General features: G+C 69.7%; 16 protein-coding genes. 9 read left to right on the top strand and 7 right to left on the bottom strand.

Annotated elements, in window-relative coordinates; all coding sequences use genetic code 11:
• The first annotated feature begins 3 nt into the window (after positions 1-3).
• Together xseA and ACSDQ9_RS10125 are read left to right on the top strand one after the other, a co-directional pair.
• Positions 4-1,251 carry an exodeoxyribonuclease VII large subunit gene (xseA, locus tag ACSDQ9_RS10130; protein WP_435146621.1) on the top strand — a complete coding sequence of 416 codons (1,248 nt, stop codon included), beginning with the start codon at positions 4-6 and terminating at the stop codon, positions 1,249-1,251.
• Complete coding sequence (locus tag ACSDQ9_RS10125) at positions 1,244-1,492, top strand: exodeoxyribonuclease VII small subunit (RefSeq protein ID WP_435146619.1); 249 nt, start codon at positions 1,244-1,246, stop codon at positions 1,490-1,492. Before xseA ends, ACSDQ9_RS10125 begins: the two co-directional genes overlap by 8 nt.
• A gap of 24 nt (positions 1,493-1,516) precedes the next feature.
• On the opposite strand, the gene ACSDQ9_RS10120 is transcribed toward ACSDQ9_RS10125, so the two are convergent.
• From ACSDQ9_RS10120 to trhA, 4 genes are all read right to left on the bottom strand, one after another.
• Complete coding sequence (locus ACSDQ9_RS10120) at positions 1,517-2,062, bottom strand: DUF4245 domain-containing protein (RefSeq protein ID WP_435146617.1); 546 nt, start codon at positions 2,060-2,062, stop codon at positions 1,517-1,519.
• 85 nt (positions 2,063-2,147) lie between these two features.
• Entirely contained in the window at positions 2,148-2,501 is a 354-nt protein-coding gene (locus tag ACSDQ9_RS10115; protein ID WP_435146616.1) for a metallopeptidase family protein, read from the bottom strand.
• A 72-nt stretch (positions 2,502-2,573) separates the two neighbouring features.
• Positions 2,574-3,896, bottom strand: a complete 1,323-nt coding sequence (locus ACSDQ9_RS10110) for a PhoH family protein (RefSeq protein WP_435146855.1) — start codon at positions 3,894-3,896, stop codon at positions 2,574-2,576.
• 323 nt (positions 3,897-4,219) lie between these two features.
• Positions 4,220-4,933: a PAQR family membrane homeostasis protein TrhA gene (trhA, locus tag ACSDQ9_RS10105; protein WP_435146615.1), complete on the bottom strand. Its 714-nt coding sequence runs from the start codon at positions 4,931-4,933 to the stop codon at positions 4,220-4,222.
• Positions 4,934-5,065: 132 nt separating this feature from the next.
• Here trhA and ACSDQ9_RS10100 point away from each other — a divergent pair, with 132 nt between their 5' ends.
• Complete coding sequence (locus ACSDQ9_RS10100; protein ID WP_435146613.1) at positions 5,066-5,875, top strand: isoprenyl transferase; 810 nt, start codon at positions 5,066-5,068, stop codon at positions 5,873-5,875.
• A 178-nt stretch (positions 5,876-6,053) separates the two neighbouring features.
• Positions 6,054-6,935 (top strand): endonuclease domain-containing protein, encoded by an 882-nt coding sequence (locus ACSDQ9_RS10095; protein ID WP_435146611.1) that lies wholly within the window; start codon positions 6,054-6,056, stop codon positions 6,933-6,935.
• 85 nt (positions 6,936-7,020) lie between these two features.
• On the opposite strand, the gene ACSDQ9_RS10090 is transcribed toward ACSDQ9_RS10095, so the two are convergent.
• Positions 7,021-9,060: a thioredoxin domain-containing protein gene (locus ACSDQ9_RS10090; protein ID WP_435146610.1), complete on the bottom strand. Its 2,040-nt coding sequence runs from the start codon at positions 9,058-9,060 to the stop codon at positions 7,021-7,023.
• Positions 9,061-9,143: 83 nt separating this feature from the next.
• Between ACSDQ9_RS10090 and ACSDQ9_RS10085 the strand changes: the two genes are divergently transcribed.
• From ACSDQ9_RS10085 to ACSDQ9_RS10075, 3 genes are all read left to right on the top strand, one after another.
• Positions 9,144-9,731 carry a DinB family protein gene (locus ACSDQ9_RS10085; protein WP_435146608.1) on the top strand — a complete coding sequence of 196 codons (588 nt, stop codon included), beginning with the start codon at positions 9,144-9,146 and terminating at the stop codon, positions 9,729-9,731.
• Between the two features lie 46 nt (positions 9,732-9,777).
• Positions 9,778-10,341 (top strand): DinB family protein, encoded by a 564-nt coding sequence (locus tag ACSDQ9_RS10080; RefSeq protein WP_435146606.1) that lies wholly within the window; start codon positions 9,778-9,780, stop codon positions 10,339-10,341.
• A gap of 137 nt (positions 10,342-10,478) precedes the next feature.
• A complete protein-coding gene (locus tag ACSDQ9_RS10075) occupies positions 10,479-11,399 on the top strand; it encodes a phosphotransferase (protein WP_435146605.1) in 921 nt (306 codons plus the stop codon).
• 3 nt (positions 11,400-11,402) lie between these two features.
• On the opposite strand, the gene ACSDQ9_RS10070 is transcribed toward ACSDQ9_RS10075, so the two are convergent.
• The gene (locus ACSDQ9_RS10070) at positions 11,403-11,576 is read right to left on the bottom strand and encodes a GNAT family acetyltransferase (protein WP_435146603.1); all 174 of its coding nucleotides are present in this window, start codon (positions 11,574-11,576) and stop codon (positions 11,403-11,405) included.
• A gap of 32 nt (positions 11,577-11,608) precedes the next feature.
• Positions 11,609-12,517, bottom strand: coding sequence for a mycothiol conjugate amidase Mca (gene mca, locus ACSDQ9_RS10065; RefSeq protein WP_435146601.1), 909 nt, complete (start codon positions 12,515-12,517; stop codon positions 11,609-11,611).
• 87 nt (positions 12,518-12,604) lie between these two features.
• Here mca and ACSDQ9_RS10060 point away from each other — a divergent pair, with 87 nt between their 5' ends.
• Positions 12,605-13,039: a DUF4307 domain-containing protein gene (locus ACSDQ9_RS10060; protein WP_435146599.1), complete on the top strand. Its 435-nt coding sequence runs from the start codon at positions 12,605-12,607 to the stop codon at positions 13,037-13,039.
• 61 nt (positions 13,040-13,100) lie between these two features.
• On the top strand, positions 13,101-13,613 hold the full coding sequence (gene greA, locus ACSDQ9_RS10055) for a transcription elongation factor GreA (protein WP_435146597.1): 513 nt from the start codon (positions 13,101-13,103) through the stop codon (positions 13,611-13,613).
• Positions 13,614-13,678 lie beyond the last annotated feature (65 nt).

Raw genomic sequence — 13,678 nt, 5'->3', positions numbered from 1 at the left:
CCCATGACCAGCTCTCCCGAGCAGCCGCAGCCGCTGGGTCGCGTCGTGGCCGCAGCCGCCGCGTGGATCGACAGGCTGGGTGAGATCTGGGTCGAGGCCGAGGTCGTGCAGGTCAAACGCACCCAGAACGTCACCCAGTTCCTCACCCTGCGCGACAAGACCGGGTCCGTGACCGCCGACGGCACCTGCTCCAGGCTGGTGCTCGACCAGGTCGGGCCGCTCACCGACGGCACCACGGTCGCCGCCCGGGTGAAGCCACGCATGTGGCCCAAGAGCGCCCGGTTCTCGCTCGAGGTGCTCGAACTGCGCGTGATGGGGGTCGGACGACTGCTGGCCCAGCTCGAGGCGCTGAAGTCGAAGCTGCGCGCCGAAGGGCTGTTCGAGCCGCACCGCAAGCGGCGCCCGCCGTTTCTGCCGCGTGCCATCGGTCTGGTCACCGGGCGCGACTCCGCCGCCGAGCGCGACGTGCTGGCCACCATCGCCAGCCGCTGGCCCGGGGCGAGGGTCGAGGTGCGCCACGCCCTCGTGCAGGGCCCCGAGGCGGCTGCCATGGTCATGCAACGCCTCGACGAACTCGACCGCGACCCGGCCGTCGACGTGATCATCGTCGCCCGGGGCGGCGGGTCGCTCGAAGACCTGCTCCCCTTCTCGGACGAGGGCCTCGTGCGCGCCGTCGCCGCGTGTCGCACTCCCGTCATCAGCGCCATCGGGCACGAACCCGACACCCCGATCATCGATCTGGTGGCCGACGTGCGGGCGGCCACGCCGACCGCGGCCGCGAAACTGGTGGTGCCCGACGTCGCCGAACAACTGCAGCAGGTGCGGGGTGACCTGGCGCGCATCCGGCAGGCGCTTCAGACCCGGTTGGGGCGGGCCCAGGCCGAGCTCGACGCGCTCACCTCACGCCCGGTCATGCGCGATCCGACGGCCAGCTTCGCGGTGCATGTGGCCCAGCTCGAGCAAGCGCGCGACCGGCTCGATCGCTCGATCGACCGGTTGCTGGCCGACGAGTCCCGGGCCGTGGAGCATCACCTGCAGCGGGTGCGCTCGATGTCACCCAAGGCCACGCTCGAGCGCGGCTACGCCATTCTGGTCGACGGCGAGAACCACTCAGTCACCTCGGTGCACGACGTTGACCCGGGCGACGACCTGTTGGCCTACGTGGCCGACGGCACGCTGGTGCTGGAAGTACGTGAGGGTGCTGAAGTACGCGAGGGCTCACCGGCCCAGGAGAGGAACACCGATGACTGACCGAACCCGCGGCTCCGCCGACCCCGGCCAGGCCACCGAGCCGACCTATGAGGAGGCCCGCACCCAACTGGCGGAGGTCGTCCGTCAGCTCGAGTCGGGGGGCGTGTCGCTCAACGACTCCATGAAGCTGTGGGAGCGCGGCGAAGAGCTGGCTGGCATCTGCCAGCGCATGCTCGACGGCGCCAAGGCCAAGGTCGAAGCCGCCCGGGCCGCGGCCGCAGGCTCGTCCGACGCAGGCTGACGCAGCGTCGGCGTCACCGGCCGCTCAGCCGGCGGTGGTGAGCATTCCGGCGAAGGCGACCAACGTGGCGGCCGAGGTGTCACCCGAGACCAGCACCAGCGAGTCGGGTCGCTCCCCCAGCAGGTAGGTCGTGCGTCCGTCGGCCGAGGTGACCTGCTTCCACACCTGGTCGCCCACCTTCTGGGCGCCGGAGTCGTAGCCGTCGCGGGTGTTCTGCGTCAGGAAAGCCCGGGCATTGCTCGTCTTCGCCTGCCGCACCTGCAGGTTGAGGTTGTCGGCGTTCAGGAAGCCCAGCCGCAACTCGTCGTAGGCAGATCCCTGCCCGCCGCCCGCTTGGCTGAAACTGGCCTGAGTGGCGCGCCAGCCATCGGGCAGCGAGGCCGGGGCGAGCACCTCGAAGTCGGCCTGCTTGCGGGCGAGGGCCACCTGCTCCTGCCAGTTGACGACGGGCAGCGGCGGCTCGTCCGGGGTGCGCTGGAAGAACCAGACGATGAGCAGCACGGGAATCATCAGCACCGCCATGGTCAGCACCATGTCGCGGGCACCGGCCCGGGGGTTGCGTCCACTCACCCGGCCAGTCTCCCAGCCCGCACCAGAGCCACCAAAACTGCCGGACTGGGAGAGCCCAGTGCGGGCCAGCCCAGTCTGGGAAGGCTCAGTCCCAGCCCAGCTCGCGCAGCCGCTCGTCGTCGATGCCGAAGAAGTGGGCGATCTCGTGCACGACGGTGACCGCGATCTCGTCCACCAGTTCGTCGGTCGACTCGCACAGCCGCTGCAGCGGTCCGCGGAAGATGACGATGCGGTCGGGCAGCACGCCGGAGTAGGTGGAGTCCCGCTCGGTGAGCGGGGTGCCGTCGTAGTGACCGAGCAGGTCGGGTTCGTCGGCAGGGGCCTCGTCCTCGACCATCACCACGCAGTTGTCGAGCAGGTCGATCAGCTCTTCGGGCACCTCGCCGAGGGCCTCCTCGACGGCCTGGTCGAACTCTTCCTCAGACACCTGCACGGGCACGCGGCCAGCCTAGCCGCCGCGTGCCCGAGGGCCGCGCCAGACAGTCGCGCCCAGAACCTCGAACGGGGCGTCTCAGAGGGCATCCTCCAGCATCTCGGTGACCAGGGCCGCGATCGGCGAGCGCTCCGAGCGGGTGAGGGTGACATGGGCGAACAGCGGGTTGCCCTTCAGCTTCTCGACCACCGCGGCGACCCCGTCGTGGCGCCCCACGCGCAGGTTGTCGCGCTGAGCGACGTCGTGGGTGAGCACCACGCGCGAGTTGGTGCCGAGCCGGCTGAGCACGGTGAGCAGCACGTTGCGCTCGAGCGACTGGGCCTCGTCCACGATCACGAAGGCGTCGTGCAGCGAGCGCCCTCTGATGTGGGTCAGCGGCAGCACCTCGAGCATGTTCTGGGCCATGATCTCGTCGATCACGAACTTGTTCGCGTGCGCCGACAGGGTGTCGTAGACGGCCTGCCCCCAGGGCGCCATCTTCTCGTTCTCGCTGCCGGGCAGGTAGCCGAGCTCCTGGCCGCCGACCGCGTAGAGCGGCCGGAACACCATCACCTTGGAGTACTGGCGTCGCTCCATCACCAGTTCGAGCCCGGCGCACAGCGCGAGCGCCGACTTGCCGGTGCCCGCTCGTCCGCCGAGGGAGACGATGCCCACGGAGTCGTCCAGCAGAATGTCGAGGGCGATCCGCTGCTCGGCGGATCGTCCGTGCAGTCCGAAGGCCTCCCGGTCGGACTTGACCAGGCGCAGATCGCCGTTGGCCTGCTTGCGGGCCAGCGCCGTGCCCGACGGAGCGTGCAGCACGACGCCCGTGTGCACGGGCAGGTCGTCGGCGGCCTCGCACTCGGCCACCCCATCGGCGTAGAGCGCATCGGTGACCTCGTTGGGCACCTCGAGGTTGGTCATGCCCGTCCACCCGGTGTCAACGGCCAGTTCGGCGCGGTACTCCTGGGCCTCCAACCCCACGGACGAGGCCTTGACCCGCATCGGCAGATCCTTCGAGACCAGCACCACGTCGTGGCCCTCGTGCTTGAAGTTCAACGCCACGGCCAGGATGCGGGTGTCGTTGTCACCCAGCTGGAACCCGGTGGGGAGCCGGCTCTGGTCGGTGTGGTTGAGCTCGACGTGCAGCATGCCCCCCTGCTCGTTGACGGGCACGGGCAGGTCGAGTCGGCCGTGCCGAATGCGCAGGTCGTCGAGCAGGCGCAGCGCCGAGCGGGCGAAGTAGCCCAGTTCGGGATGGTGACGTTTGGCCTCGAGTTCGGTGATCACCACGATCGGCAGCACGATGGCGTGCTCGGCGAAGCGCAGCAGGGCGCGCGGATCGCTGAGCAGCACGGAGGTGTCGAGCACGTAGGTGAGGGTGCGCTGCGGGGAATCGGCCGACTGGTCAGGGAACACCACGGGTGCGCCGGTGGAGTGAGTCAGCTGGTCGGGGCTGTTGAGCACGGGAGTCCTTCCGAAGGCACCCGCTGGCTCCGCCTCCTCCGGTGGAGACCACCGTGTGCCCATGGCACTGAGCTGGCACGTCGTGCGGTTGCACGCCGCGTGAATCAACCTGCTCGAAGCGACCGGGGGAAGGCGCCCGACCCTGGGTCGGGTCAATTGCTCCGTGCTCGAAAACTAAGCTCCCGCGGGTTCGGCGCGGGGCTGCCACGCCGAACGTTCAACCAATGTTGCCGACTGTTCATCCGGGCTCTGTCGCGACCGCCGATGCCGACCGCGGCTCAGATCGGCAGGGTGGCGAGCAGGATCGCAGCGAAGTGCAGCAGGGCGGCGATCACGGTGCAGGCGTGGAAGATCTCGTGGAAGCCGAACCAGGTCGGCGACGGGTTGGGTCGCTTGCGCCCGTAGACGAGGGCGCCGAGGGAGTAGACGAGACCGCCGCCGATGACCAGCGCCACCACGAGCGGGCCGCCGTCGCGCCAGAAGGTCGGCAGCCAGCCCACGGCCGCCCAGCCCATCAGCACGTAGAGCACGGTGTAGAGCCAGCGCGGGGCCGACAACCAGAGCACCCGGAACGCGACACCGAGGCCGGCGGCGATCCAGATCAGCGCGAGCAGGGCCACCCGGCTCCTGCCGGTGAGCAGTTGCGTCGCCAGTGGGGTGTAAGTGCCAGCGATGAACAGGAAGATGTTGGCGTGGTCGACGCGCCTCAACGTGGCCTGCACCCGATCGGTCCATCGTCCGCGGTGGTAGACGGCGGAGTTGCCGAACAGCGCCAGCGAGCTGGTCAGGTAGACCGCGGCGGCCAGGCGCCCCCCGATGGTGGGGGTGATCACCAGCAGCACCAGCCCGCCCACGAAGGCCAGCGGCGCCATGATCGTGTGCAGCACCCCGCGGAGTCTGGGCTTGAGGGGGGCGTCGGGGCGACCTTCGGGCTGGTCGAGGACGATCGCCGGCTCGCCCTGGGGGTCGGGAAGCTGTGGGGTCTGGGCCATGGTGGAAGTCCCTTGCTGAGGCATCGGTCGCTCCTCGTCGTCACCTACGCATGCGTAACCTACGGTAACGTAGGTTTGGCGCGGAACCAAGGCGTCCCGCCCTCTGAGGGTCGCGCTGACTAGAGTGTCGGCATGAACTGGCGGCACCGGGTGGACGAGGCGATCGACCGCCTGCACCCCAGAAACCTGCTGTACGCCACCTACGAGGGACGACTGCTCGCCGAACTCGACCACGACAAGCTGCCGCGGCACGTCGCGGTGATGGCTGACGGCAACCGGCGGTGGGCGCGCATGAACGCCCCCGGTCAGCCGCTCGTCACGGGCTACCGGGCCGGCGCCGCCAAGCTCACCGACTTCTGCGGCTGGTGCGACGAGGCCGGCATCGAACTGGTCACCATCTGGGTGCTGAGCACCGACAACCTGACCCGCAGTGAGGCGGACGAGCTGAACCCCCTGCTCGAGGTCATCACCGAACTGGTCGAAGACCTCAGTCGCCGCGATCACTGGCGCGTGCAGGCCGTGGGCGACCTCAGCCTGCTGCCCGACGAGATGGCCGGCCGGATTCGCGCGGCCGAGGCAGCCACCGACGGCCACGAGGGCATGCACGTGAATGTGGCCGTCGGCTACGGCGGACGCCACGAACTGCGCGACGCCGTGCGCTCGCTGCTGGCGGCCGAGGCGGCCAAAGGCAGCGACCTGGCCACCCTTTCCGAGACTCTCGAGATCGACCAGATCGCCGATCACCTCTACACCAAGGGCCAGCCGGACCCCGATCTGGTGATTCGCACCTCGGGGGAACAGCGGCTGTCGGGCTTCCTGATCTGGCAGAGCGCGCACTCGGAGTTCTACTTCCACGAGGCGCTCTGGCCCGACTTCCGCAAGGTCGACTTCGTGCGCGCCCTGCGCTCGTACGAGCAGCGGGAGCGCCGTTACGGCAAGTAGCCGCGTGGTTTGGTGGTCCGTCTTGGGCTGTCGTGGTCAAACCGCAGCAGCTGAGGGCGATCGATCCGCACCAGAGATCGTTGTCGCTCAGCTGCTGCGGTTTGACCACGGTCTCGAGTTGTCCACAGATTTTTTGGGGGTCTTCCCCTTCGAGAAGCCTGGCCGGTGGGATGGAGTGATGCATTCCACCGGAGTTCTGACGCTGGCCGACCTCCATCCCCTCGGCCTGTCGAGGCAAGAGATTCGCGGCCAAGTGCGAGCTGGCCGGCTGCGAAGGATCCGGTCCGGCTGGTTCGCCCGGCCGGATGCCGACCCCGCCGCCGTCAGGGCAGTGGCCGCCGGCGGTGCGGTCACCTGCGTGTCCGCGCTGCGTCTGGCCAAGGCGGCTGGCTCATCCGGCTGGGCCTCCACGGTGTGGGTTGCGCCCCACCAGGGCCTGCACGTCAGACTGCCCAGCAACTCCCGACGCCTCACGGCCCACCCCGAGGGTCTGGTCATGCACCAGTTGGGCCGGACGGCCGGAGTACCCACCCGCGCGATCGACCCGCTGTCGGCAGCCGTGGCAGCGGCCAGTACGTGCCTGCCGGCCGCCGAATGGGTGGCCGTCGTCGATTCCCTGCTCCACGCGGGATACCCGGCCGATGACCTGCTGAGCGATGCCATCGCGGTCTGGCCGTATCGAGAGAATCACCTGGTCACCCTGATGAAGCGAACCAACACACTCTCCGAGTCAGGCTCGGAATCCCTGCTGCGGCATGACCTTCAGCGCGCGGGCTTTCGGGTGAGGGTGCAGGTGCTCATCGGACCCGACCGGGTTGACCTGTTGGTGGGTGACCGCTTGGTCATCGAGTGCGACTCCGTGGCCCACCACACCTCCCTCGACAACTACTTCCGCGACCGCCGCCGCGACCAACGCCTCAGCCGCCTGAACTATCACGTGCTCCGGGTGACCTATCAGGAAGTTCTGAACGAGCGACCCCGGCTGGTGGAGTTGGTGCGGGAACTGGCCCGCCAAGGGGTGCACACCTGGGGTCGGGTGCACCGGGGCTCCGCCGCCTGATGGTCAAACTGCAGCAGCTCAGGCCCACCGATCCGCACCAGCGGTCGATGAGGCTGAGCTGCTGCGGTTTGACCACGCCTCCGCGTCAGCAGCGCGACCACAGCGGCGTCTTGAGCTCCGAGTAGTGATCCGCGGGGTCGAAACACACGGTGCCGCGGCAGACGAACGCGCGCGCGCCACTCTCCCCCGCCACCCGGCCCTCGAAGTTCTCCCCGAAGCCGGTGGTGCCTGCTGGGGCGGTGACGATGGCAGTTCCCGCCGGGGCCATCCGCCACGCCGCTCTGGTCACCTCGTTGAACGGGTCGTCGGACACCACCACCGCCACCGCCGGACGAAGCCCGCGCCGCGCCTCCTCCCGAATCAGTGCATCGGCCAGACTCCAGCCCGCGAACCGCGGGGTCGCCGCGACCGTCGCCCAGGTGGTGGCCGCCGCCCTGTCTGAACGGTCCAGGAAGCGCTGCTCCCCGCTCAACAGCCCCACCGCCCGCAACGCGTGCACCATGGTGGCCGTCGCCGAGGGGGTCGGGTTGTCGGTGAGTTCCCGCGGACGAGAAGGCAGCATCGGCTGCTGCTCAGCGTCGAAGTAGCCGCCATCCTCGGCCGAGAACAGGGCGTCGGCACGGTCGAGCAGCCAGATCGCGCGCCGCAGCCACTCGCTGTCGCCGAGCGCTCCGGCCAGCTGGGCGAAGCCGAGCGCCAGCGCGGCATGGTCCTCGGTGACCGCGGGCGCCGACCCGGCGACCCCGTCGCGAGAGGTGCGCACCAGACGCGCCTGCTGACCCTCACCCACCACATGCGTCGTCCAGACCATCTCGGCGCAGCCGCGGGCCAGCTCGAGCCAGGTCGGCTCGTGGAACATCATGCCCGCGGTCACCAGCGCGTCGACCAGCAGCCCGTTCCACGCGGCCACGACCTTGTCGTCGCGGGCTGGCCGGAATCGCTGGGCGCGCACCTCGTTCAGCGTCTGCATCAGGGGCTCCAGCCGGGACCAGTCGACTCGTCCGCGCAGTTGCAGGGTCGAAAGTCCGTGCTCGAAGGTGCCCGGATCGGTGACGTGGAAGACGTCGGCAGCCCAGTCGGCGTCGTCTGCGCCGAGCGCATCGGCGAGCAGCTCGCGGTTCCAGACGTAGAAGATGCCCTCGTGCACGGCCCCCCTGATGTCGCACGAGTCGGCATCGAGCGAGGCCGCGAACCCACCCTCGTCGGTGCGCAGTTCGCGCTCGAGGAAGCCGACGATTCCGTAGATCACGTGCTCGAACAGCGCCCGCTTGTCGGCATCGTGGTCGGCGGTGCGCCGCCACAGCCGACAGTAGGTGCCGAGCAGCAGGGCGTTGTCGTAGAGCATCTTCTCGAAGTGGGGCACGGCCCACCCGGCGTCGACGGAGTACCGGTGGAACCCGCCGCCCAGCTGGTCGTGGATGCCCCCGCGGGCCATCGCCTCGCAGGTCAGTTGGGCCATGTCGAGGCTGGTCGGGTCGCCCTTCACGAGCAGCGCGTCGAGCACGGTGGGCGGCGGGAACTTCGGGGCGTGGCCGAACCCACCGTGGATCAGGTCGTAGTCCTTGCCGAGCAATTCGAGGGTCTCCCGCGAGCCGGGCACCCCATCGGCCGGTTGGATGGCGGTTCCCAGCTTGGCCAGTTCATCCCGAACGGACGAGGCCGAGGCCAGCACCTCGTCGCGGCGCTCGGCCCACGCCTGCGCCAGCGCCTCGGCGACCTGCCGGAAGCTCGGCAGGCCGTGGGCGGGCTCGGGTGGGAAGTAGGTGCCCGCGAAGAAGGGGTCGCCGTCGGGGGTGAGGAAGGCCGACATCGGCCAGCCGCCGCGTCCGGTGAGGGCCTGGGTGGCGAACATGTGCACGGCGTCGACATCGGGATGCTCCTCGCGGTCGACCTTGACCGAGACGAAGTGCTCGTTGAGGTAGGCGGCCACGTCGGGGTCGTCGAAGGACTCGTGCGCCATCACGTGGCACCAGTGGCAGGCGGCATAGCCCACCGACAGGAAGATCGGCACCTGCCGCTCGCGGGCCTCGGCGAACGCCTCCTCGCCCCAGGGCTGCCAGTCCACCGGCTGATGGGCGTGCTGCTGCAGGTACGGGCTGGTGGAGTCGGCAAGGCGATTCGGCATGACCCAACCCTATTGCGAGCCCACGAGAGGCCAACCACCGGGGATCCGGCGAACATGTCGGAGCCGCCACCTAGCGTCACCTCATGGACACCACGCCCGACCAGACCATCCGCACCTCCGAGGCCGAGACCCTGATCGAGGCGCTGGCGCGCCACCGAGGGTTCCTGCTCACCACCGCGCAGGGGCTCACCGAAGAACAGGCCCGCACGGCCTCGACCGTCAGCGCCCTCACCATCGCCTCGCTGCTCAAGCACGTCGCCGACACCGAGGAACAGTGGTTCGACTTCGCTGTGCGCGGGGCCGAAGCCTTCGGCGACAGCACCGTGTACTCCGACGAGGTGGACTGGTCCGCGGTCGACGCCGAGGCGGCGACCAACGGTGGGGACTGGTCGGACTCGACCTGGGACGACCCGCGGTTCGTGCTCAATGACTCCGAAACCCTCCCCCACCTGGTGCAGCGCCTCGACCAGGTGGCGACCCGCACCGCCGAGATCCTGAGCACCACCGATCTCGACCTCGCGCACCCCCTTCCCGAGGCACCCTGGTTCGAGAAGGGAGTCTCGTGGTCGATGCGCCGGGTGGCGCTGCACATGCTGGCCGAGATCAGCCAGCACGCCGGCCACGCCGACATCATTCGTGAAGCCATCGACGGGCAGAAGACGATGGGGTGAGCCAATTCGGTTGCCACGCGGCGCACGTCGGGCGTTCACTCGGGTCATGACCGAGGAGACCCAGCGACCCCATCGGTGGACCCAAGCCACGGTGTACCCCGACATGTGGGTCAACCCCGAGGACGACCCACGCAACACCGACGGGGTCAGCCCCGACGGTGAACTGGCCACCCTGCAGGACTACCTGACCAGCTACCGCCACACCTTGCTCATGAAGTGCGAGGGACTCGACGCCGAGCAACTCGCCCGTCGGTCGGTGCCGCCCTCGACCATGTCCCTGCTGGGGCTGCTACGGCACCTCGCCGCCTGCGAACGAGACTGGCGGGGCTGGTTCGGGCCGTCCGAACCCTCGTTGCACGGTGGCTCCACCCGCGACTTCGAGGGCGGCACCGCGGACGAGGCCATGGTCGCCCAGGCTCGGGACGACCTGGCTCGCGAGCAGCGCGTCACCGACGAGGCCCTGTTGGCGCACGATGACCTGGGCGAGCGACTCGGCGACGACGGCGTGGCGATCCGCGAGATCTGGGTGCATCGCATCGAGGAGTACGCCCGCCACTGTGGCCACGCCGACCTGCTGCGCGAGTGCATCGACGGCCGCGTGGGCCAGTGAGCCGGGTGGGCCAGAGAGCCGGGTGGGCCAGTGAGCCGGGTGGGCCAGTGAGCCGCGGGGACCAGAGAACCGTGCGGGCCAGAGAAGCGCGCGGGCAGCCGGCCGGTGAAGGTCATGCAGCGTGGCAGGATCGTCCGGTGACCCTGCGCCTGCCCGACCGCCTGACCACGACCCTGTCCAATGCCGGTCCCGAGGCCGAGGTCTGGGGCGCCGCACTCCCCGACAGTGTCGAAACCATCAGCGCCCGCTGGGGGCTGAGCCTGGGTGAGCCTTACGACGGCGGGTCGTGGTCACTCGTGCTGCCGGCCGAACGCGCCGGTCAGCAATACGTGCTCAAACTCGTCCTGCCCGACGCCTCCACCCTCGAGCAGATCGAGGTGTTGCGCGCCGCCGAGGGGCGCGGCGTCGTCCGACTGGTCGAGTCAGACGCCGCCCTCGGAGCCATGCTCCTCGAGTCCCTCGAGCCAGCCCCGGCCCCCTCCTGGGACGACACGCCTCACCAGCTGGCGTCGGCGCTGCAACGGTTCTGGGCGGCGGTCCGACACCTGGCTCCCGCCGATCCCGGCCCGGCCACGCACAAGGCCGCCGGACTGATCGCCCTGATCGACCGGCTGCAGGGCCTCGCCGACGACCGCCACAGGCTCGCCGTCGCCACCGCTCGCGCCCTCGCCGAGGAGCGGCTGGCCGCCCACGACCCGCAGCGCGACGTCTTCTGTCACGGCGATCCCCACGCGGGCAACCTGATGCTGCGCCGCCTGCCCGACGGCACGACCGAACCCGTCCTGATCGACGTCGACGGCATCGGCGGCTGCGAACCCGAATACGATCTGGGCGTCATCCTGCGCTCGTGGAACGACGTCATCCTGCCCGCGGACGACCCGGTCTTCCTGCTGACGGCCAAGGCCGACGAACTGGCCCGCCTCACCGGTACCGACCGCGCGGCCATCCTGGCCTGGGCGAACATTGAGCGCGTCACCAGTGGCCTGTACCTGCGGCACCTCGGCCACGACGACGACGGGGTGGAGCACCTCGACAGCGCGAGCCACCTGCTGGGGTGAGTCTCAGCGTTCCTCGGCCGACCGGGTCGAGGCGGGGGCCTCGTCCGCGGGATCGGCGAAGTCGATGCCCCGCACGTTGCGGCGCAGGCTGAACCAGCCGATCACCACGAACGCGGCCAGGACGACGAACACCAGCAGCGTGAGCGTGCCGCCACCGATCGCGAGTGCAGGAACCATGCGCCCAGACTACCCCCGCGCGGCCGCCAGGCTCAGATCGAGAAGTCCTCACCGCGGGCGTGCGCCGACACCTCGACGTCACCCCGCAACCCGGCGAACAAATCGTCCTCGGGCAGCGAGGTCTCGACCATCGACTCCACCAGTTGGTAGTCCTCGGTCGGCCACACCCGCCGCTGGATCTCCTGCGGCACCTGGAACCAGAAGCCGTCGGGGTCGATCTGGGTGGCGTGGGCGCGCAGCGCGGCGTCGCGCACGTCGAAGAAGTCGGCACAGGGCACCTGCGTGGTGATCCGGGTCTCGTAGTGCCGGTCCTCCCACTGCGCCAGCCGCTCGCGGTAGGGCGAGTCCATGCCCGCCTCGTGCATCGCCGCATCGAGGGCAGCCAGCCGCAGTCGGTGCATGCCCATTTGGTAGTACAACTTGCTGACCTGCCAGGCGGGGCCGTGTTCGGGCCACAGCTCGGGGTCCGCGGCCTGCCGGAACGCCTCCACGGAGATCTGGTGGCACATGATGTGGTCGGGGTGCGGGTAGCCGCCCCGCTCGTCGTAGGTGGTCATCACCTGCGGCTTGAACTCGCGGATCACCTTCACCAGCGGACCGCACGACACAGTCGGGTCCGTCAGCCCGAAGCACCCCTCGGGCAGCGGCGGCAGCGGGTCCCCCTCGGGCAGCCCGGAGTCGACGAACCCCAACCACACCTGCTGGATGCCCAGGATCTCCCGCGCGCGATCCATCTCGCCACGGCGAATCTCGGCGATGTGCTCCCACACCTCGGGCCGGTCCAGCTTCGGGTTCAGCACCGAACCCCTCTCCCCGCCCGTGCACGTCGCGACCATCACCTGCACACCCTCGGAGACGTAGCGTCCGGTGGTCGCCGCCCCCTTGCTCGACTCGTCGTCGGGGTGGGCGTGCACGTTCAACAGGCGCAGGTCGGCAGACATGGCGCCCATTGTGCCGTGCCCCGCCTGCGCAGTCAGCCCCACCAGCCACCCCGATCAGCCCGCCCGTCCGACTGGCAGAATGGACGAGTGCCGTCCCCCACCGTCGACCCGAACCTCGCCCGTGGTGTCGAGCTGACCGCGGACGACCGCGAGCGCATCCGCACCCGCTACCCCCAGCGGCGACGCGGCCGCTGGATCGGCGCCGCCGTGGTGATCGCCGTCCTGCTCGGCGGGTGGGCCGTGTGGGCGGGTCTCGAACACGCCAACCCGGGGGTCACCGGCCAACTCCACGGCTACCGCGTGCTCGATGACCAGTCCGTGGAGGCGACCGTCATCACCCACCGACCCGACCCGACCACGCGCGCTGAGTGCACGGTGCAGGCCCAGGCCCTCAGCGGCGAGATCGTCGGCGAACTGACCTTCGCGGTGACCGGCGATTCGTCCGACCAGACGCAACGGGTGACCATTCGGACGACCCTGCGGGCCACGACGGCCGTGCTGCTGCACTGCCGTCGCGCCTGACCACGCTCACCCCACGCACCATAAAGAGGCCTCTGAGCAGGCCCTTCGGTATGCTGGTGGAATGTCTGCAAACACTGATGAAACCGTGTGGCTGACCCAGGAGGCGTACGACAAGCTCCGTGAGGAGCTGGAGTACCTGAAGGGTGAGGGCCGCACCACCGTTGCCAACAAGATCGCCGAGGCGCGCAGCGAGGGCGACCTCTCCGAGAACGGCGGCTACCACGCCGCGCGCGAGGAGCAGGGCCAGCAGGAGGCGCGCATCCGCCAGCTCGAGAGCGTGCTGCGCAAGGCCCAGGTCGAACAGGCACCCGCCAACACCGACGAGGCCGCCCCCGGCATGCTCGTCACCGTCGCCTACTTCGGCGACGAGGACGACACCGACACCTTCCTGCTGGGCAGCCGCGAACTGCTCGGCCTCGACGACTCCGTCGATGACGTGCAGGTCTACTCGCCGCAGTCTCCGCTGGGCGCCGCCGTCATCGGCCAGCCCGTCGGCGCCTCGGTCAGCTACGAGGCACCCAACGGCAAGAAGATCGACGTCACCGTCGTGAAGGTGGAGAAGTTCACCGCCTGACCCGAACCCACGCAGACAGCACCAGCGCCTGTCCCCGGTTCGGGGACAGGCGCTGGTGCATTTGT

The sequence above is a fragment of the Aestuariimicrobium soli genome (assembly GCF_051192575.1).
In the GTDB taxonomy this organism is placed as follows: Bacteria; Actinomycetota; Actinomycetes; order Propionibacteriales; family Propionibacteriaceae; genus Aestuariimicrobium; species Aestuariimicrobium soli.
The sequence above is the reverse complement of the archived record's forward strand: the minus strand, read 5'-3'. Positions and strand labels throughout refer to the sequence as shown.